Genomic DNA, 18,106 nt, shown 5'->3' with positions numbered 1-18,106 from the left:
CCGCCGAGGCCGCCGACGAACCGGAGGCACCGGCCGCCGACCGGAGCGGCGGAGACGGTCCCCGGGCCGGGCGGCGGCACGACGCCCCGGCAGTCCACCCCCGGCCGAAGCCCGCCCCCGACGCCGGCGGGCCGTCCGGCGGGCAGGGCGCCGACGCGGCGGAGCTCTGCGCCACCGCCCGGACGTACGGCGGCCAGTACCTCGGCTCCCTCGTCGACCTGTGTCAGCGTGCCGCCGCCGCGTCGGGCAAGCGGTCACTTGCCCCCGGCTTCGTCGTCCGGGAGGGGTCGGCCGCCCGCTCCGAGTGAGCGGCGCGGCACCGGCGGCTCACCCGTCCCACCGGACGTTCGGCGGGCCGTCCGGTCCGCCTCCTCACACGGGCAGACCGTCGCGGCGGAGCGCGCGTCCGAGCACCCGCTCGACGTCCTCGGCGACCGCCGCCAGCAGCTCCGCGCCGAAGACGCAGAGGGTGGATTCCCAGGGGTGTCCGAAGGTGCCGAAGCGCAGGTCGTCGGCGAGGAAGACGGCGTAGTCGCCGTCCGGGTAGGGGCTGAACGGCCAGCCCTCCCGCGAACGCCCTTCGAGGACCCCGGGGAGGAACATGTCGGTGGCCGGGAGGTCGGGGCGCAGCCGGTAGCAGCTGTGCTGCCAGTCCAGGATCCAGAGCGACTCCCCGGGGCGGCCGCACTCCGTCAGCCCGTCCTGCACCACGTCGACCAGGCGGTCGAGCTTCCGGTCGCCGGGGTCGTCGTCCAGCGCGTCGAGGCTCCAGGTGACCGACGGCGAGGGCTCCGTGATGCCGGGGAACGCTCGGGTGCTGGGCCGGAAGCCGAACCCGGCGTGGAAGCGGTCCCAGATCTCGCTGTACTCAGGGTCGTAGAGCCGCCGCAGGGCTTCGCTGGTCATCGCGCGAACCTACCGTTCCGGCGACCGGGTGGCGAACCGTTTCGGCCGGGGAACACGACACGCCGCGTTCGGAGCAGTGTCGTCGACTGCCGCAGTCGGCGGGGACACGCTGTGCTCCTCGGCCGTGCCGAGCGTTCGTCAGCTCGCCTCGCCTCCCATCCGCAGGCCCTGGACCCCGTCGTGCCGCCGGCCCGCACCATCCGGCTCCGCACCATCCGGCTCCGCCCCGCCCCGCACCGCCTCGCCCCACCGAGAGGAAGACCGTGCAGCCGCCGCCCGCGCCGATCCTGATCGAGAACGTGCGCGTCTTCGACTCCCTCGGCTCCGTGCTGACCCCGCCGACGGCGGTGCTCATCCAGGACCGGAGGATCAAGGCGATCGGCACGGTGCGTCCGCCGACGGGGACCGTCGTCATCGACGGCGGCGAACGGGTGCTCATGCCCGGCCTGACCGACGCCCACGTCCACCTCTTCGCGGTCGGGACCTCCCTCGCGGGCCTGACCACCGGCCCCACGGGCACCGGCTACTACAACGCGCTCGCCCAGGCCGAGCGGATGCTGATGCGCGGCTTCACCACCGTCCGGGACATGGCCGGCGACGTGGCCTCGCTGCGGCAGGTCCTGGACGCCGGGACGTTCCCCGGCCCGCGCGTCTACCCCAGCCAGGCGGCGATCTCCCAGACCTCCGGACACGGCGACTTCTCCGACGTCCACGAGAGCGCGAGCACCTTCTCCTGCGGTGCGCACGCCCGCGCCGAGCAGATCGGCTTCCTGCGGGTCGCGGACGGCCGCGACCAGGTGCTCGCGGCGGTGCGCGAGCAGCTGAAGCGGGGTGCCTCCCAGATCAAGGTCATGGCGGGCGGCGGGGTGACGTCCGCCTACGACCCGCTGGACGTGCTGCAGTACACGCCTGACGAGCTCAGCGCCGCCGTCGAGGCCGCCACGGACTGGGGCACCTACGTGTCCGCGCACGTCTACAACGACGAGGGCATCCGCCGCGCGGTCGCCGCCGGGATCAGGTCGATCGAGCACGGCCATCTCGCCGCCGGCCCCGACACCCTTGAGCTGATGGCGGACGAGGGCGTGTGGCTGAGCACCCAGCCCTTCATCGAGAGCGACCACGAGCAGGCCGATCCGGAGCACGCCGCGAAGAACGCGCAGGTGTGCGCCGGCGTCGTGGACACCTTCGCCTGGGCCCGGGAAGCGGGCACGAGGATCGCCTTCGGCACCGACCTGCTGCTCGAACCCGAGAAGGCAGGCCTCCAGAACGAGATGCTCACCCGGCTGTCCACCCGCTTCGGGTTCCGGCCCGCCGAGGCGCTGAGCATCGCCACCTCCGGCAACGCCGCGCTCTTCCGGCTCTCCGGCGAGCGGGACCCCTACAAGGCGGCCCGGCTCGGCGAGATCACGGTCGACGCCTGGGCGGACGTCCTCCTCGTCGAGGGCGATCCCACCGAGGACCTCACCGTCCTCGGCGACCCGGAGCGGAACCTCGCCGTCATCATCAAGGACGGCCGCATCCACAAGAACACCCTCGGCTGACGGACCGGCGGGCCGGGCCGGGCACCGTGCCGCCGGACGAAAGGAAGATCCCCGTGCGCGGAAGCGTCCTCTCCTTGGTCTGTGCCGCCTCGATGGCGCTGGCCTGCCCTCTTCTGGGCGCACTGCCCGTCCCGGCCCGGGCCTCAGCCCCGGTACCCACCGGAGCGGTACCGGCCTCGCCGGCCGGGGCCGCCGGCTCGTTCACGGTCAGCGCCCAGGACTGCGGACCCTGGGGCTGCCAGTACGCGCCGCCCTACTTCGTCCTGGACGACCCCGCCGGCTGCCACGCGGTGCCGCCCGCCCCCGCGACGCTCAGCTCGCGGTGGACGCGGTGGTGGAACGGCACGGACCGGAACGCGTACCTGTTCACCGACGGCGAGTGCACCGGGGTGGCCGACGCGGTCCTGGACGCGAAGTCAGGGATCGAGTTCGGCCAGGCCCCGTACCGCTCGATCCGCTTCGACTGAGCGCCGGGGTGGCGGCGGATGCCCTGCGGCTTCACGCGTCGCGCGTCACTCGTCGCGCGCCAGGGGTCACGGACGCGTCGTGCCGGTTCGCGTCCGGCAACGGAAGAACAGTTCGGGGTCGCCCTCGTCGAGGCCGTGGAGAAACCCGGCCGGCTCCCACCCGGCCCGTTGCAGCAGCCGCTGCATCGGCAGGTTGGAGACGTTGGTGGAGGTGAACAGCTTGGGGGTCTCGCACGAGGCCGCCGCGGCGTCCAGCAGCAGGCCGCCGACTCCCGTGCGACGGGCGGACGGTGAGACCATCAGCAGCGTGACGAAGCCCTGCTCGAAGAACGTGTACTCGGTCACGCAGTAGCCGAGCGGTCCGGACGGCCCCTCCGCCACGATTCCTTCCGCCACGATTCTTTCCGCCACGATCACCAGGCCCTGACGGCACCACCGGCGGATGCTCGCCGCCCGCTCCTCGTCGCCTCCGGCCGCGACCGAATCGAAGGCGATCAGCGCCTCCGCGTCTGCCTCCGCGTTCGACTGGCTGACGCGACGTACGACGAGGCCGCCAAGGTCCGCTGCATCCATGGGGCCATGCCGCCTGGTCACGAGCTCGACGGCGGGAACAGCGTCCGCAGCGCCAAGTCGGCCATCTGGCACAGCTGTTCGCGGGTGTGGCCGCTCGCCGCCTGCACGGCGATGCCATCGGTGACGGTGTGGACCAGCTGGGCCAGGACCCGTGGATCGCGGTCCGCCGGCAGGTCGGCGGCCTGCTCGAAGCGCCGGCGCAGCGCGGCCTCGCCGGCCATCCGTCGGGCGATCACCTCCTGGCGGACCGGTTCGGAGTCCGGGGCGCAGGCGTGGACGCTGTTGACGCTCAGGCAGCCGCGGGGCGTGTGCGGTCCGGTGGTCAGCTCGACGGCCCCGAGGAGCAGCCGTTCGACGACGGCCCGGGCGGTGGGTGCCTCCAGGGCCTCGGCGGCGAAGGCTCCGGGGCCGGCGACGTAACGGTCGAGGGCGTGGCGGAACAGCTGTTCCTTGTTGCCGAAGGCCGCGTAGAGGCTGGGCCGGTTGATGCCCGTCGCCGTGGTCAGGTCCGACAGGGACGTCCCCTCGTAGCCCTGCCGCCAGAAGACCTCCAGCGCCCGGTCGAGCGCGGTGTCCGGGTCGAAGGCGCGTGGGCGACCGCCTGGCATTCCGTACCTCCTGAGTTTCTTACCTATCGGTACGTTACCCCTTGTGTCCCGGCTCCCTCCGGTCTAGTTTTGGATCGATCGGTACAAAACTGGGGAGGACGCATGATCAGGGTCGGGATCGTCGGAGCCGGCGGCTGGGCCGGGGAGTCACACCTGCCCGCACTCGCCGGACTCGACGGGTTCGAGGTGACCGCCGTCGCGACGACCAAACAGGCCAGCGCCGACAGGGCGGCCGCCGCGCACGGCGTACCCCTCGCCTTCGCCGACGCCGGAGCCCTCGCCGCCCACCCCGACGTGGACCTCGTCGTGGTGTCGGTCAAGACGCCCGGGCACGCGCGGGTGATCAGGGCCGCGCTGGCGGCGGGCAAGCACGTGCTCTCCGAGTGGCCGCTCGGCGTGGACGCCGCGGAGGCGGAGGAGCTCGCCCGGGCGGCCGCCGAGGCCGGGGTCGTCCACGCGGTGAACCTCCAGGGGCACCACTCCCCGGACGCCCGGTACGTCGCCGACCTGGTCGCCGGCGGTGCGATCGGCCGGCTCGAATCGGCGGTCCTGGTCGCCGCCGGCGACCCGTTGGGCGGCCCCCGGATCGCGCCCGAGCTGGCCTGGTCCACCGACCCGGCCGCGGGCACGTCACTCCTGACCATCATGGCCGGCCACTTCCTGGCCACCCTGGACCGGATGGCGGGCAGGCTGGTCGAGGTCTCCGCCCGGCTGCCCCGCCCGTACGACCGGGTCGAGGTCACGGGCACCGGACGGACGGTGCCCAACGGCGTACCCGCCCAGGTGCTGCTCCACGGCCTCCTGGAGAACGGCGCCACCGCGTCCGTCGCCGTGCACGGCGGCAGCGGAAGCCCCGACGGGTTCCTCGTCAAGCTCGTCGGCTCCGAAGGCGCCCTGACGGCCACCCCCACCAGGCCGGGCCGGTACCTGCACTGGACCGACTGGGACATCCGGGTCGACGGCGAGCGGGTGGCGGTGCCCGAGGACTACCGGACCGCCCCCTTCGACCCCGCCGCCGGACCGGTCGCCAACGTCGCGGCCGTCTACCAGGAGATCGCCCGGGCGATCGCCGAAGGCCGTCGGCCCCACCCGGACTTCCACGCCGCCGCGGCCCACCACCGGGTGCTCGCCGCCATCGAACGCGCAGCGCGGAGCGGCGTCGCGGAGAAGGTCCGCTGACGGTTCCGGGCCGTCGGTGCCGGCCGGGGTGAGGAACCCCCCGATCCGGGCAGACGCTCCTTGCGGGACCGCCGCGCCGCTGCCCCGGTCCGCACCTGCCCGGGTCAGGGACGCCCGGCGCACCCGATCGACCTGGCGCCCCGACTGATCTGGCACTTGACCGGCCTGGCACGTGACCGACCTGGAAGGAGGCCGCCATGACCGCACGGATCGCCTACCGGCGGATCTACGAGGAAGCCTCGCCCCAGGACGGGCAGCGGGTGCTCGTCGACCGGGTCTGGCCGCGCGGGATGAGGAAGGAGGACGCCGGCCTGGACGAGTGGCTGCGCGACGTCGCCCCCTCGACCGAACTGCGCCACTGGTACGGCCACGACCCGGAGCGCTTCGCCGAGTTCCGCCGCCGCTACCGGGCCGAACTGCGGGACGCGCGACACCGAGAGGCGGCCGGACACCTGCGCGACCTCGCCGCCCACGACAAGCTCACCCTGCTGACGGCCACCAAGGACGCGGACCACAGCCAGGCCGCCGTTCTCGCCGAATGGCTGGCCCAGGGGAGCCGCTGACCGACGCCGGTCCCGGGCCGCGGCGCGAGGGCTCTCACCGGTCCACGCCTCCCATCACCGGGTCGATGCTCGCCACCGCGACGATCACGTCCGCGACCTGCCCGCCCTCGCACATCGCGGCGATCGTCTGCAGGTTGGTGAACGACGGATCGCGGAAGTGGACCCGGTACGGTCGTGTGCCGCCGTCGGAGACGACGTGGGCGCCCAGCTCGCCCCTGGCGGACTCGACCGCCGCGTAGGCCTGCCCCGCCGGGACGCGGAAGCCCTCCGTCACCAGCTTGAAGTGGTGGATCAGCGCCTCCATGGACTCGCCCATGATCTTGCGGATGTGGTCGATGGAGTTGCCCAACCCATCTGGTCCCAGGGCCAGTTGGGCGGGCCAGGCGATCTTCTTGTCCGCCACCATGACCGGGCCGGGAGTCAGCCGGTCCAGGCACTGCTCGACGATCCGCAACGACTGGCGCATCTCCTCCAGCCGGATCAGGAAGCGGCCGTAGGAGTCGGCGCTGTCGGCGATCGCGACCTCGAAGTCGTAGTCCTCGTAACCGCAGTACGGGTCGCTCTTGCGCAGGTCGTGCGGCAGGCCGGTGGCCCGCAGGATCGGACCGGTGGCACCGAGGGCCAGACAGCCGGCCAGGTCCAGGAAGCCGACGTCGACCAGCCGGGCCCTGAAGGCCGGGTTGTGGGTCGCCAGCTTGTCGTACTCGGGCAACCGCGAGCGCAGCAGCTTCACGCCCGCGCGGATCTGGTCCGGCGCGCCCGGGGGCAGGTCCTGCACCAGGCCGCCCGGCCGGACGTAGCCGTGGTTCATGCGCAGGCCCGTCACCAGCTCGAAGATGTCGAGGACGACCTCGCGGTCCCGGAAGCCGTAGACCATCAGCGTGGTGGAGCCGATCTCCATCCCGCCGGAGGCCAGCGCCACCAGGTGCGAGGAGATCCGGTTGAGCTCCATCATCAGCACCCGGATGACACTCGCCCGCTCCGGGACATCGCCGGTGATGTCGAGCAACCTCTCCACCGCCAGGCAGTAGGCCGTCTCGTTGAACAGCGGCATCAGGTAGTCCATCCGGGTCACGAAGGTGGTGCCCTGGACCCAGTTGCGGAACTCCATGTTCTTCTCGATGCCGGTGTGGAGGTAGCCGATGCCGCAGCGAGCCTGTCTCACCGTCTCGCCGTCGATCTCCAGGATCAGCCGCAGCACCCCGTGGGTGGACGGGTGCTGAGGGCCCATGTTGACGATGATGCGTTCGTCGTCGGCCCGGCCGACCGCCTCGACCACCTCGCCCCAGCCGCCGCCCGTGACGGTGTAGACGCGGCCCTCGGTCGTGTCCCGTTCTTCCGCCGACTCGTGCTCGATGCCGCTCATCAGCCGTAAGACCTCCGCCCGGGGTCGCCGGTCGCGCCCGTGGGCCCGTGCCGCGGCCCGCCCCGGCCGACCGGCCCTCGCACCGGCCACGCGGGCGTACCTCGACGGCACGGACCGCTCCAGTCCAGGATCGCGCACATCCGCCATGACCACCCGCCCTGGCCGGCAGTGCGGCAGACGCGGCCGTACCGACCGCTGAGGGGATCAAGCTCGCCGGCATCGACCACTGGTGCGGTCGGCTGTGCCCGCTCCCGCCCCGGCTGCGCACCCTCATGGGCGGCTTCCACCGCGGCTTGATCACCCTGGCGCCGGCCTCACCCGTTACGAGAGAGTGGACCGACCGGATCCACGCCCAGGGAGTCCCTCTGTGACGACAGTTCTCCGCCGCTACGAGGCCGGAAGCCTTCCGGCCGACCACGCGCAGCTGCTCGGCCGCCGGTGCCGCCGCCGGAGGATGCGGGGAGTAACCGCCGTGTCGCCGAGAGCTGATTCACCGGGTGCGGATGACGGCGGAGGCCGCCAAGATGGAGTTACCGCACCCTGACGACGCGGACCTGGTCGCCCGCAGGTCCTGCCCGTGAAGGCCGTGCAACAGGGGATGACCTCCTGGGTGGGACGGAAGCTCCGTGAGTGTCGTTGTGGCGGGTGCGGGTCCAGCGGCCGGTGCTCGGGCCAGGTGAGGGAGGTCTGGTCGCCGGGCCGTCTTTCTGCGGAATCGAGGAACCGCTGTGGATGACAGCCTGCACCCAACCGTGACCGACCCGGAGTTCTACCAGGTCGTCTTCGAGAACGACAAGGTACGGGTCGTGGAACTCCGCGATGTCCCGGGCGCGCGTACCCGTCGGCACCGTCATCCCGACAGTGTGCTGATCACGTTGAGCGCCTTCCGCAGGCGCATGACGACCGACGGGAACACCGTCGAGGTGGACCGTGCCCCGTTCGAGGCGGGATGGATGGCCGGGCTCACCCACGTCGGGGAGAACGTGGGGGACACCCCGACGCACGTGTTGTTCGTGGAGATCAAGTAGGCCGTCGGAGCAGGGATCGGCTCGGAACGAGGAAACGAGGAAACGAGGATCAGCGCGTCCCCACGTCCAGCGTCCAGTAGTGCTGGATCTCGGTGCTGCCCGGCGGCCGGGCCTGGTGGAAGTACCCCGGGCCGGCGTCCACAGCCGCGCAGTCGAGGATGAGGTTGCGGTGCGCCCAGTGCCAGGCCGAGTCCCGCTGCATCCAGTACTCCACCGCCTGGGCGGGGCTGGGGGCGGGTTCGGGCTGTCCCCACTGGAAGTAGACGTTCTCCGCACGGAAGGTGTGGTAGCCCGCGAGGTCCATGGGTTCGCCGCTCTCCCACACCAGCTTCCCGTCGGGGCCCCGGTGCATGTTGGAGTCCTGCTGGACCTGGGCGCTGGGAACGGTGGCCAGGTAGGCGCTGTGCTGGTAGGCGATGTCCCTGAGCTGCTGGGAGAACCGGAAGGGGTTGGGGCAGGCGGTCAGCTTCGCCTCTCCCAGCGGATCGGGTTCGAGGAGGGGGTACAGCTCCGGGTGCGTCCGTGCTTGGTTGACCAGGTCGAAGAGCTGCTGTTCCAGCGGATCGGTCGTGGGGCCGGCGCCCGAGGTGATCTGTCCGATCCGGTCGCCGGAGTACTCGGTGAACCACAGGTTCCCGTCCGGTCCGGCCGCGATGCCGTACGGGTGGCCGTCCGCGGTGGGCAGGGGGTACTCGGTGACGGCTCCGGTCGGGGTGATCCGCCCGATCCGGCCGCCCGTGGAATCGGTGAACCACAGGTTGCCGTCGGCCCCGGAGGCGATGGCGTACGGGGAGCTGCCCGGGTTGGGCAGGGGGTACTCGGTGACGGCTCCGGTCGGGGTGATCTGTCCGATCCGGCTGCCCCTGGACTCGGTGAACCACAGGTTCCCGTCCGGTCCGGCCACGATGCCGGCCGGCCCGCTGTCGGGGTCCGGCAGGGGGAACTCGGTGACGGACCCCGCCGGGGTGATCCGCCCGACCTTGCCGCCCCAGTACTCGGTGAACCACAGGTTCCCGTCCGGCCCCGCCACGATCCCCAGCGGGCGACCGCCGGTGGTGGGCACCGGGAACTCGGTGATGGTCCCGGCCGGGGTGATCCGCCCGATCGTGCCGCCCCAGTACTCGCTGAACCACACGTTGCCGTCGGGCCCGGCGGTGATGCCGAACGGGAAGGCGTCCGAGTGGGGGACGGGGAACTCGGTGATGGACCCGGCCGGGGTGATCCGCGCGAGCGCGCCGCCGAAGTACTCGGTGCACCACAGGTTGCCGTCGGGTCCGGCCGCGATGCCGAAGGGGAGGCTGACCGCGGTGGGCAGGGGGAACTCGGTGACGGCTCCCGCCGGGGTGATCTGCCCGATCCGGCTGCCGGTGGACTCGGTGAACCACACGTTGCCGTCCGGCCCGCCCGTGATCCCGAGCGGATGGCTGTTCACGACGGGCACGGGGTACTCGGCGATGGACCCGTCCGGGGTGACCTGACCGATCACACCGTTGTCGTACTCGGTGAACCAGAGGTTCCCGTCCGGTCCCACGACGATCCCGGTCGGCCCGCTGTCCACAGGGGGCAGGGGGAACTCGGTGACGGTCCCGTCCGGGGCCATCCGCCCGACCTTGCCGCCGAGGTACTCGGTGAACCACAGGTCGCCGTCCGGCCCCGCCACGATCCCGGAGGGCTGGCTGCCCGCCGTGGGCACGGGGAATTCGGTGACGGTCCCGTCCGGGGTGATCCGTCCGATCCGGTTGCCGGCGCCCTCGGCGAACCACAGGTTGCCGTCCGGGCCGGCCGTGATGTCCCACGGGGAGCTGTTCGCGGTGGGCACGGGGAATTCGGTGGTGGTCCCGTCCGGGGTGATCCGTCCGATCCGGTCGCCGGTGGACTCGACGAACCACACGTTGCCGTCCGGGCCGGCCGTGATCCCCGTCGGCCCGCTGCCCGCGTCGGCCAGCGGGTGTTCGGTGACGGTTCCGTCCGGGGTGATCCGCCCGATCACACCGTTGTTGTACTCGGCGAACCACAGGTTGCCGTCCGGTCCGGCGGTGATGCCCCACGGGAAGCTGTTCGCTGTGGGGACGCGGTATTCGGTGACGGTCCCGTCCGGGGTGATCCGCCCGATCATGCCGCTGTCGTACTCGGTGAACCACAGGTTGTTGTCCGGGCCGGCCGTGATCCCCGTCGGCCCGCCGTCCGGGGTGGGCAGGGGGTACTCGGTGACGGCCCCGCCCGGGGTGATCTGCCCGATCAGCCCCCTGTCGTACTCGGTGAACCAGAGGTTGCCGTCGGGCCCGACCGCGAGGTCCCAGGGGTAGGAGGAACTGCCCGGGGTGGACAGGGGGCATTCGGTGACGATCCCGGGGAGGGCCGCGGCCGGCGCGCCCGCCCGGAGGGAGTGGGTGCGGAGGCCTCGACGAAGGCCGTCCGGGGTGAAGGGTGTGGGCATGGGAAGACCTCATCCGCGTCCAGCGCGGCACCGGCCCCGATGCAACCGGTACAACCGGTACAGGGGCGTCGCCGCGGCGTGGTGGCCGCCCGAGCCGTGCCCGGTGCCCAAGGCGGCGCCCACCCGGGGCGAGCTGCTCGTGGTCGCGTCCTGGGCGCGAAGTGCGTGGGACCAGCACGGCGGGGGTTCGACACCCGTCCTGCTTCCACGTTCAGCCTGTTACGCCGAATGGGTGATCGCAACTCGCGCGGTCCCCGCTCTGTGGACGGCGGGGCGGACGCCCTTCGGCCGCTACTCCGGGACGGCCGTGTCCTCGCCCACGAACAGGCCCGCGACGACCGCCCGATCGTCCTCTACGGGCTCAGCGCCGGCGGCATGCTCACCTACCACGTCGCCGCCAAGGCCGCCCGCGGCACCCTGCGGGGCATCGTCGGCATGACCTTCCTCGACCAGCGCGACCAGCAGGTCCGCGACGAGACCTCCCACGACAAGCTCACCGCCCGCGCCGGCGTCCCCCTCATGGGCGTGATCGCCAAGACCCCCGCCGCCTCCGCCAAGTACCCGATGAGCCTGGCCTCCAAGATGTCCGCCCTCGCCAACAACCCGGACGCCATGAAGGTCCTCATGAAGGACCCCACGTCCGCCGCCAACCGGGTCAGCGTCCGCTTCCTCGACAGCTACGCCACCTACGCCCCCGCCGTGGAGCCGCCCGAGTTCGACGCCTGCCCCATCCTGCTCACCCAGCCCGCCGAGGACCGCTGGACCCCCCACCACCTGAGCGTGCCCGTCCTGTCCCGCATCACCAAGGTCCCCGTCGACACCGTCATGCTGGAGAACGCCGGCCACTACCCCCTCGAAGAGCCGGGCCTGAAGCAGATGGAGGACGCCATCGCCGACTTCGTCACCAGGAACACCGCCTGACCGGCACCGGAGCCGACCACCTTCGGCCGTACCGCCCTGGGCGGAGGCGGGCGTGCGCCGACACGAGGCCGAGCCGGCCCGCGTGGGCCGCCCGGGCACCGGCGGCGCGGGTGGCCCCGGCGGCATTGAGGGCGGCGCACGCCCCCGGCTGCTCCCGAGCGCCGTATCGCCCGGAGTGGTGCTGCGCCAGGATGGGCCGGCCGGTCGTATCCGCCGCATCCAGGAGGGCCACATGGGTCAGCACGAGAAGCCGCCGCCGCCCCCGCAGGAGGGGACGCCGCCGCCGAACAACTCGGACAGCCAGGTCCCGCCGCCACCGCCGGGCACCGGGAAGCGGAAGAAGTGACGGTCGGCGAGGACGCGCGGGCGGCCGGGTGCCGTGAGCGCCTGGACGCGGAGATGGAACGGCTCGGGGAGTGGCCGGAGGATTCGCCGTGGCTGCGTGCGGCCTTCGCCGCGCTGCCGCGCGAGCGGTTCGCTCCGGGCCGGCTGTGGCGGTGGGACGGCTGGGCCTACGTGCCGGTGGATCTGCCGATCGATCCGGACGGGTGGTTCGCGGAGCTCTACTCCGCGCCGTACTCCGCGGCCGTCACCCAGGTCACCGACGGCCGCCCGTCCTCGTCGCTGTCCGCGCCGTCCGTGGTCGCGGACATGCTGGACAGCCTCCGGCTCGAACCCGGGCAACGGGTGTGGGACGTCGGCACCGGGCAGGGCTGGACGGCGGCGTTGGCCGCTTGGCGGGCCGGGCCCGGCCTGGTGGTCTCCACCGAGGTCGACGAGCGGCTGGCCGGGTTCGCCCGCTCCAGGCTCGCCGCCGCCGGCCTCGACGTCGAGGTGCGGGTGGGCAGTGGCACCGACGACGGCGTGCCCGGCGGCGGCCGGGTCGACCGGTTGCACGCGACCTACGCCGTCGAGAGCGTGCCCTGGTCGTGGGTGGAGGCGGTCGTGCCGGGCGGGCGGATCGTCTACCCCTGGGGGCGGCTCGGACACGTCGCCCTCACCGTCGCGGACGACGGCGCCGGCGCCCGGGGCTGGGTCCAGGGCCTGGCACAGTTCATGGGCGACCGGACGGACCCCGGCCACGCGAACACCGCGGGCCCGGCCTACGCCGCCGTGCGCGGCGACGCCGAGCCGGAGGCCCGCCGGGCCCTGGACCGTGACCCGGCCGTCCTGGAGAAGGACTGGCACCTGCGGTTCGCGTTGCGCGTCGCCGTTCCTGACGCCGTGTTGTCCACCGGGCAGGGGCAGGGGCAGGGGCAGTGCGAGGGCGGACCGGTCGTCCTGGTCCACGACGGGGACCGCTCGTGGGCCGAGCTGCGCCCGGACGCGGGCGGCCGTCCGGTGCTGTGGCAGGGCGGCCCGCGCCGCATCGGCGACGAGGTGCTGGCCGCCTGGGCCCGGTGGGAGGACCTCGGACGCCCGGACCTGTACGACTACGGCGTCACCGTCACCCCCGACGCCCAGTGGGCGTGGCAGGGCGACCCGGACACCGGCCCCCGGTGGCCGATCGGAGGCCTGCACCCCGCCACGCGGTGACCGTCCCGGCGGTCACTGGGGTGCCGTTGGGCATGGCCGGGCGCCGATACTCCGTTGCCCGACCGGGAACCGGTTCGACAGCATGGCGCCATGCAGCGACACGAGCACGCCGGACCGGCGGCACTGCGCGCCATGCAGAGCCTGGCCACCCGGACCTTTCCGGCGACCGGCTACCACCACATCGGTGACCTCACCTGGAACTGGTGCCTGGCCCTCGATCGCACCGACCAGTGCCCGACGGCCGTCTGGACGGAGGGCGGACGGACGCTGGCCTGGGGCTGGCTGGAACCGCCCGACACCCTGATGTTCCAGGTCGACCCGGAGCACCCGGACCTGGCTCACGAGGTCCTCGCCTGGGTCGGGCGCAAGGCCTCGGGGCCGCTGAGCGTCGATGTCGCCGAGACCGAACCACATCTGATCGAGGCGTTGGAACAGCGCGGATACACCCGGGCCGCCGACGGCCCGTTCATGACGGGCCTCGGCCGCCCCCTCGCCGGCCTGCCGGCCGTCCCGCACCTGCCGGACGGCTACTCGATCCACCCCCAGCGCGGCCCCGCCGACGTGGCGGGCCGGGCGGCGGCGCACCGCGCCGCCTTCGGATCGACCCGGATCACCTTCGAACGGCACGTCCGCATGCGGGACACCTGGCCCTACCGGCCCGAACACGACCTCGTCGTGACCTCGCCCGCCGGGGACGTCGTCGCCTACTGCCAGGGCTGGTACGACTCCGCCAACGGAATCGGCTCGTTCGAACCCGTCGGCACCCACCCGGACCACCGCCGCCTCGGCCTCGCCCGGGCCGTGTGCACCGCGGTACTGCACGCCTTCGCCGACGCCGGGGGCCACGCGGCCGTCGTCCACTCCCGTGGCGATGGCGCGTACCCCGTCCCCAAACGGCTCTACGAGTCCATGGGGTTCACCGCGTACACCCGCACCCGTACCTACACCGGCGCACCGACCGGTTGAGACAGCCGGCTGAGACGGCAGGGCCACTGGTGCGGCGGGGCGCGGGAGGTGCGGCCCTCGCCGGGGGCGGTGTCGAGGGTGAGGCGGCCCCCGTGGGTGGTGACGAGGGCTCGGGGGATGGCGATGGCGAGGCCGAGGCCGGAGCCGCCGGTGGTGCGGTCACGGGAGCCGTCGGTGCGGTGGAAGCGGTCGAAGACCCGTTCGTGTGCGGCGGACCGGACCGCCGCCACCGCGTTCGATTCGTAGGGCCGCCCGGGTTGAGTGGCCCCGCCAGGTGAGTGTGGTCGTCAGTCGCCCGGCGGATACGCCCCGTTTGAAACGAAGATGGTTTTCATAACCATACTTTCGACCCGCTGGCCGGGAGTGCGGCGTGACGCCTTGTCAGGCGTTCTCGGCCTTCCTACGAAAGGAACCCACGTGATCGCCAAGCTCGGTATGGGGCTGGCCGGTGCTACGACTGCCGTGACACTCCTGGGTGTCGGCAGTCCGGCCCTGGCGATGCCCGCTGACGGAATGGGCCCCGCGTGTGCCAAGCACCCCACTCACTGCGGCAAGGAACCCGCCGGCGCACCGAGTGCCGGGTCATCGGCCCCGACGGCGCCCCGGCCCCTCGACCCGGGGGTCCTGCAGCCCGGCGTCCCGGCGGTGCCCCGGCCCGCCGACCCGGGGGTCCTGCAGCCCGGCCTCACGGGGACCCCCCGGCCCGCCGACCCCCCGCTGTTCGCGGATCCGCTGTCCGCGCTCACGACGGACCCGACGACCGCACGCCCGGGAAGCGCCCTGCGGGTGCGCACGTCGGCGCCCTGCGCGAGCGGGCCGGAGACCGCCGTCTCGCCCGCGTTCGCGGCGGCGGTCCTGCTGTCGCCCTCCAGCCCCGCCGGCGAGGCCGTCATCCTGCCGACCGTGGCTCCGGGGAGCTACCCCATCACCGCCACCTGCGGCGGCGTCACCGTCGCCGTCGGCACCGTCACCATCGCGCCCGCCACCGCCCTTCCCGCGGGCGGCGGTTGGGGCGCGGACCGGGACGACGTCGGGCCTGCCGTGGCCGCCGTGGCCGCCTACGGTGTGCTCGCGCTGACCGGCGGCGTCGCCACGGTCGCCGCACTGCGACGGGTCCGTCGCCGGATCGGTCGGCGTGCGGTCAGTGCCTGATCGCCGGCCGCGCCGGGTCCGACGGGTCTGCGAAGCCCTGTCAGGCGCGCTGCTGTTCATCGCCCTGGCCGGAGCCGCCCGGAACGCCTTCCTCGTTCCCGGGCCAGGACCGTCCGCCCCGGCGCGGCCGGCCCCCCGCGCGCCGTCCTCCGACGTCGCCACCCCCACCCAGACCCCCACGTCCACGTCCACCCCCGGGGGGCGTCCCGCCGATGTCCACGCCCCGCTGTCGCCCTCCACGCCGTTGCGCGTGGGCATCGCCTCGATCAAGCTCGACGCCGCCCTGCTGGCGCTGGGCACCGACCCCAAGGGCAGTCCGGAACTCCCGCCCTACACCATGCCGGAGACGGCGGCCTGGCTGCGCGACACCCCGACACCGGGCGCCGTCGGGGCCGCCGTGCTGGCCGGCCACGTCGACACCCCGACCGGACCGGCGGTGTTCTGGAAGCTGTCCGCCGTCCCCGCCGGCGCGACCGTCGACATCACCCGCATCGACGGCTCCACCGCGACCTTCACGGTGGACCGGGTCAAGGCCTTCCCCCGCAGCACCTTCCCGGCCGATCTCGTCTACGCCCCCACCGCGGCGGCCGAGTTGCGCATCGTCACCTGCGGCGGCACCTACGACCGCGCCCACCACGAGTACTCCGACAACGTGGTCCTCTTCGCCCATCTCACGGGTGCGCATTGACGGCGCTCGCGGCACCCGCCGCACGGTTCGGCCGACGGCGCACGGGCGGCAGCGCACGGCCGACGGCGCACGGGCGGTGGGGAAACCCCTTCGACAGGCGGGTGCCCGAGCCGCTGGGATGGTCCCACTGCCCGCCGTACGAGACGGGCCCACCCCGGGAGTTGCCCGTGGCGAGGGGGAGAGCCGTGGACCACTGACCCGCGATCGACGCCGCACTGGCCAGGCGCCTGGGCGACGCGCAGTTCCCGCAGTGGGCCGGGCTGCCCCTGCGGCCGCTCGACCAGGCCGGTTCGGACCACGTGATCCACCGGCTGGGCGAGGAGCTGACCGTCCGGCTGCCCCGCCATCAGGACGCCATCGGTCAGGCCGCCAAGGAGTACGCGTGGCTTCCCCGGCTCGCCCCGCACCTGCCGCTGGCCGTCCCGGTGCCGGTCGCGGTGGGTGAGCCCGGCTTCGACTGTCCCTGGCCGTGGGCGGTGTCCCGCTGGCTGGAGGGCGCGGTGGCGACGGCCGGGGCCCTGGCCGACTCGCCCCGGGCCGCCGTCCGCCTGGCGGAGTTCCTCACCGCGCTCCAGGGCCTCGGGACGGAGAACGCCGGCGGCGAACTGACCGGCGAGCTCACCGGCGAGCCGTTGACCGACCGGGACAGTGCGACGCGGGCCGCCATCGCCGAGGTCGCGGACGTCTTCGACGCCGCGGCGATGACGGAGCTGTGGGACGCGGCGCTGCGCGCCCCCGGATGGGACCGCCCGCCGGTCTGGTTCCACGGCGACTTCCACACCGGCAACCTGCTGACCACCGGCGGCCGCCTCAGCGCGGTCATCGACTTCGGCGGGCTCGGTGTCGGCGACCCGGCCCGCGACCTCACGATCGCCTTCACCCTGATGTCCGCCGGCGGCCGGGCCGCCTTCCGCGACGCGCTCGGCGTCGACGACGCCACCTGGACCAGGGGGCGCGGCTGGGCCCTGGCCACCGGCCTGAACGCCTACACCTCCTACGCCGCCGTCGACGCCCGGGTCGCCGCGCAGACCACCCGTCAGATCACCGAGGCCCTGATCGGCTGAGCGGCTTCGAGCCTCTGGTGGGGATGCCTCCTTGACGCCGTCGAAGGCGAGGCGGTCGACGACCCGGCCACCGGCCGCACCCGCGTGACCCGTGAATGATCGACCGTGTTCGAACGGACGTGATCGAACAGTGCCGTGGAGCCCGCGTTCGACGCGGGTTCCACGGCCGGGGCGAGGCGGTGTGCGGCATATCCGCCGGGACTCGGGGGAGCCCCCGTTCCGGCGGCTCCGTCGAGGGCTGGGCCGGCCGCCGGCGGGGTGCGCGCGGCGTGCCGTGCCGGGCCTGGTTTTTAGTACCAGTGGTGGTTCTGCCAGAAGTTCCAGGCGGCGTTCGGGTTGCCGTAGCGGGTGTTCATGTAGTCCAGCGCCCACTTGATCTGGGTGGAGGGGTTGGTCTTCCAGTCCGCGCCGGCCGAGGCCATCTTGGAGGCGGGCAGCGCCTGGCCCAGGCCGTAGGAGCCCGAGCTCGGGTTGGTCGCGGTGACGTTCCAGCCCGACTCGTGGGAGATGATCTGGCTGAACGAGGCCAGCTGGTCCGCCGGGACGATCCGGGCGGCGAGGGCCTGCGGGGAGGCGTCCGCGGCGGAGGCGACGGAGGGGACCACGGCGGCACCCAGGGCGGTCAGACCGGCGGCGCCGGCGAGGATCGCGGCAGAGGTGCGCATACGGAGCTTGAAAGCGGGCATGTAGAGCAAGACCTCAATCGGGTTGGGCCGGTGTCACACCCCGTTTCGACCGTGGCCGGACAGGGGCCAGACGGTCGCGGGGTGTGCCTCGGCAGGAAGCCGTCCACCGGCGGGACAGGGGCCGGTGTGGCTGGCGACGAATGCCAAGGTGCCAGACCGGATCGGTGGCGGCCAAGACCCTCTCGCTACGATCCGCCGTCGTAGCCGACGGACCGGCTCCGATTCGAAGGAGAGGTCGCGTCGGGTGCCTCGAACCCCGCTGACCTGCGTGAACGTCTCCCAAGTCTTGGCAAAAGGCAGGCAAAACGGACAGTGCTAGCCGTCGTCGTCCATCGCATCCGGGTGTGAGCGCCCTCACCGCCCCGGGCACGGCGGCATCGCTGACCGGCCGGTCGCCGTCACACCGGGTCACCGTCGACCGGTCC

At 73.2% G+C, this 18,106-nt stretch carries 18 protein-coding genes and 1 pseudogene; 12 read left to right on the top strand and 7 right to left on the bottom strand.

The window, feature by feature from the left end; translation table 11 throughout:
• A pseudogene (locus ACFRMQ_RS22555) lies at positions 1 to 308 on the top strand (hypothetical protein); the annotation flags it as partial.
• A 64-nt stretch (positions 309 to 372) separates the two neighbouring features.
• Here the strand turns inward: ACFRMQ_RS22555 and ACFRMQ_RS22550 are convergent.
• Positions 373 to 906 (bottom strand): DUF2716 domain-containing protein, encoded by a 534-nt coding sequence (locus ACFRMQ_RS22550; protein WP_380732339.1) that lies wholly within the window; start codon positions 904 to 906, stop codon positions 373 to 375.
• A 263-nt stretch (positions 907 to 1,169) separates the two neighbouring features.
• On the opposite strand from ACFRMQ_RS22550, the gene ACFRMQ_RS22545 reads away from it, so the two are divergent.
• Positions 1,170 to 2,447, top strand: a complete 1,278-nt coding sequence (locus ACFRMQ_RS22545) for an amidohydrolase family protein (RefSeq protein WP_380732338.1) — start codon at positions 1,170 to 1,172, stop codon at positions 2,445 to 2,447.
• A 53-nt stretch (positions 2,448 to 2,500) separates the two neighbouring features.
• The gene (locus ACFRMQ_RS22540; RefSeq protein WP_380732337.1) at positions 2,501 to 2,914 is read left to right on the top strand and encodes a hypothetical protein; all 414 of its coding nucleotides are present in this window, start codon (positions 2,501 to 2,503) and stop codon (positions 2,912 to 2,914) included.
• A gap of 66 nt (positions 2,915 to 2,980) precedes the next feature.
• On the opposite strand, the gene ACFRMQ_RS22535 is transcribed toward ACFRMQ_RS22540, so the two are convergent.
• Both ACFRMQ_RS22535 and ACFRMQ_RS22530 read right to left on the bottom strand, forming a co-directional pair.
• Positions 2,981 to 3,487, bottom strand: a complete 507-nt coding sequence (locus ACFRMQ_RS22535) for a GNAT family N-acetyltransferase (protein ID WP_380732336.1) — start codon at positions 3,485 to 3,487, stop codon at positions 2,981 to 2,983.
• Positions 3,488 to 3,504: 17 nt separating this feature from the next.
• Positions 3,505 to 4,095, bottom strand: coding sequence for a TetR/AcrR family transcriptional regulator (locus tag ACFRMQ_RS22530; RefSeq protein ID WP_380732334.1), 591 nt, complete (start codon positions 4,093 to 4,095; stop codon positions 3,505 to 3,507).
• 102 nt (positions 4,096 to 4,197) lie between these two features.
• On the opposite strand from ACFRMQ_RS22530, the gene ACFRMQ_RS22525 reads away from it, so the two are divergent.
• Entirely contained in the window at positions 4,198 to 5,274 is a 1,077-nt protein-coding gene (locus ACFRMQ_RS22525; protein WP_380732333.1) for a Gfo/Idh/MocA family protein, read from the top strand.
• A gap of 197 nt (positions 5,275 to 5,471) precedes the next feature.
• Complete coding sequence (locus ACFRMQ_RS22520; RefSeq protein ID WP_380732332.1) at positions 5,472 to 5,837, top strand: DUF488 domain-containing protein; 366 nt, start codon at positions 5,472 to 5,474, stop codon at positions 5,835 to 5,837.
• Positions 5,838 to 5,871: 34 nt separating this feature from the next.
• Here the strand turns inward: ACFRMQ_RS22520 and ACFRMQ_RS22515 are convergent, their stop codons facing one another.
• Complete coding sequence (locus ACFRMQ_RS22515) at positions 5,872 to 7,203, bottom strand: NADH-quinone oxidoreductase subunit D (RefSeq protein WP_380732331.1); 1,332 nt, start codon at positions 7,201 to 7,203, stop codon at positions 5,872 to 5,874.
• A gap of 728 nt (positions 7,204 to 7,931) precedes the next feature.
• On the opposite strand from ACFRMQ_RS22515, the gene ACFRMQ_RS22510 reads away from it, so the two are divergent.
• Positions 7,932 to 8,231, top strand: coding sequence for a cytoplasmic protein (locus tag ACFRMQ_RS22510; RefSeq protein WP_380732330.1), 300 nt, complete (start codon positions 7,932 to 7,934; stop codon positions 8,229 to 8,231).
• A 49-nt stretch (positions 8,232 to 8,280) separates the two neighbouring features.
• On the opposite strand, the gene ACFRMQ_RS22505 is transcribed toward ACFRMQ_RS22510, so the two are convergent.
• The gene (locus tag ACFRMQ_RS22505; RefSeq protein WP_380732328.1) at positions 8,281 to 10,668 is read right to left on the bottom strand and encodes a hypothetical protein; all 2,388 of its coding nucleotides are present in this window, start codon (positions 10,666 to 10,668) and stop codon (positions 8,281 to 8,283) included.
• 228 nt (positions 10,669 to 10,896) lie between these two features.
• Between ACFRMQ_RS22505 and ACFRMQ_RS22500 the strand changes: the two genes are divergently transcribed.
• From ACFRMQ_RS22500 to ACFRMQ_RS22490, 3 genes are all read left to right on the top strand, one after another.
• On the top strand, positions 10,897 to 11,589 hold the full coding sequence (locus ACFRMQ_RS22500) for an alpha/beta fold hydrolase (RefSeq protein WP_380732327.1): 693 nt from the start codon (positions 10,897 to 10,899) through the stop codon (positions 11,587 to 11,589).
• A gap of 342 nt (positions 11,590 to 11,931) precedes the next feature.
• Positions 11,932 to 13,125, top strand: coding sequence for a protein-L-isoaspartate O-methyltransferase (locus ACFRMQ_RS22495; protein WP_380732326.1), 1,194 nt, complete (start codon positions 11,932 to 11,934; stop codon positions 13,123 to 13,125).
• A 90-nt stretch (positions 13,126 to 13,215) separates the two neighbouring features.
• The gene (locus tag ACFRMQ_RS22490) at positions 13,216 to 14,091 is read left to right on the top strand and encodes a GNAT family N-acetyltransferase (protein ID WP_380732325.1); all 876 of its coding nucleotides are present in this window, start codon (positions 13,216 to 13,218) and stop codon (positions 14,089 to 14,091) included.
• Here the strand turns inward: ACFRMQ_RS22490 and ACFRMQ_RS22485 are convergent.
• Complete coding sequence (locus ACFRMQ_RS22485) at positions 14,067 to 14,321, bottom strand: ATP-binding protein (RefSeq protein WP_380732324.1); 255 nt, start codon at positions 14,319 to 14,321, stop codon at positions 14,067 to 14,069. The two genes, ACFRMQ_RS22490 and ACFRMQ_RS22485, sit on opposite strands and share 25 nt — an antisense overlap.
• A 556-nt stretch (positions 14,322 to 14,877) precedes the next feature.
• Here ACFRMQ_RS22485 and ACFRMQ_RS22480 point away from each other — a divergent pair.
• The 3 genes from ACFRMQ_RS22480 to ACFRMQ_RS22470 all read left to right on the top strand — a co-directional run bounded on the left by ACFRMQ_RS22480 (position 14,878) and on the right by ACFRMQ_RS22470 (position 16,995).
• Positions 14,878 to 15,243, top strand: a complete 366-nt coding sequence (locus ACFRMQ_RS22480) for a hypothetical protein (protein WP_380732323.1) — start codon at positions 14,878 to 14,880, stop codon at positions 15,241 to 15,243.
• Positions 15,236 to 15,931, top strand: coding sequence for a class F sortase (locus ACFRMQ_RS22475; protein ID WP_380732322.1), 696 nt, complete (start codon positions 15,236 to 15,238; stop codon positions 15,929 to 15,931). Before ACFRMQ_RS22480 ends, ACFRMQ_RS22475 begins: the two co-directional genes overlap by 8 nt.
• Before the next feature lie 203 nt (positions 15,932 to 16,134).
• Positions 16,135 to 16,995 (top strand): aminoglycoside phosphotransferase family protein, encoded by an 861-nt coding sequence (locus ACFRMQ_RS22470; protein ID WP_380732340.1) that lies wholly within the window; start codon positions 16,135 to 16,137, stop codon positions 16,993 to 16,995.
• A gap of 290 nt (positions 16,996 to 17,285) precedes the next feature.
• On the opposite strand, the gene ACFRMQ_RS22465 is transcribed toward ACFRMQ_RS22470, so the two are convergent.
• On the bottom strand, positions 17,286 to 17,660 hold the full coding sequence (locus ACFRMQ_RS22465; protein WP_380732321.1) for a transglycosylase SLT domain-containing protein: 375 nt from the start codon (positions 17,658 to 17,660) through the stop codon (positions 17,286 to 17,288).
• Between the last annotated feature and the right edge of the window lie 446 nt (positions 17,661 to 18,106).

It is taken from the genome of Kitasatospora sp. NPDC056783, from assembly GCF_042789895.1.
In the GTDB taxonomy this organism is placed as follows: Bacteria; Actinomycetota; Actinomycetes; order Streptomycetales; family Streptomycetaceae; genus Kitasatospora.
Note: the sequence above shows the minus strand (reverse complement) of the source record. Positions and strands in the feature narration are given on the sequence as shown.

Bases quoted from the DNA above. Each gene is read 5' to 3' on its own strand.
- ACFRMQ_RS22550 (WP_380732339.1), bottom strand. From the start codon at position 906: ATGACCAGCGAAGCCCTGCGGCGGCTCTACGACCCTGAGTACAGCGAG.
- ACFRMQ_RS22535 (WP_380732336.1), bottom strand. From the start codon at position 3,487: ATGGATGCAGCGGACCTTGGCGGCCTCGTCGTACGTCGCGTCAGCCAG.
- ACFRMQ_RS22530 (WP_380732334.1), bottom strand. From the start codon at position 4,095: ATGCCAGGCGGTCGCCCACGCGCCTTCGACCCGGACACCGCGCTCGAC.
- ACFRMQ_RS22525 (WP_380732333.1), top strand. From the start codon at position 4,198: ATGATCAGGGTCGGGATCGTCGGAGCCGGCGGCTGGGCCGGGGAGTCA.
- ACFRMQ_RS22520 (WP_380732332.1), top strand. From the start codon at position 5,472: ATGACCGCACGGATCGCCTACCGGCGGATCTACGAGGAAGCCTCGCCC.
- ACFRMQ_RS22515 (WP_380732331.1), bottom strand. From the start codon at position 7,203: ATGAGCGGCATCGAGCACGAGTCGGCGGAAGAACGGGACACGACCGAG.
- ACFRMQ_RS22505 (WP_380732328.1), bottom strand. From the start codon at position 10,668: ATGCCCACACCCTTCACCCCGGACGGCCTTCGTCGAGGCCTCCGCACC.
- ACFRMQ_RS22500 (WP_380732327.1), top strand. From the start codon at position 10,897: ATGGGTGATCGCAACTCGCGCGGTCCCCGCTCTGTGGACGGCGGGGCG.
- ACFRMQ_RS22490 (WP_380732325.1), top strand. From the start codon at position 13,216: ATGCAGCGACACGAGCACGCCGGACCGGCGGCACTGCGCGCCATGCAG.
- ACFRMQ_RS22465 (WP_380732321.1), bottom strand. From the start codon at position 17,660: ATGCGCACCTCTGCCGCGATCCTCGCCGGCGCCGCCGGTCTGACCGCC.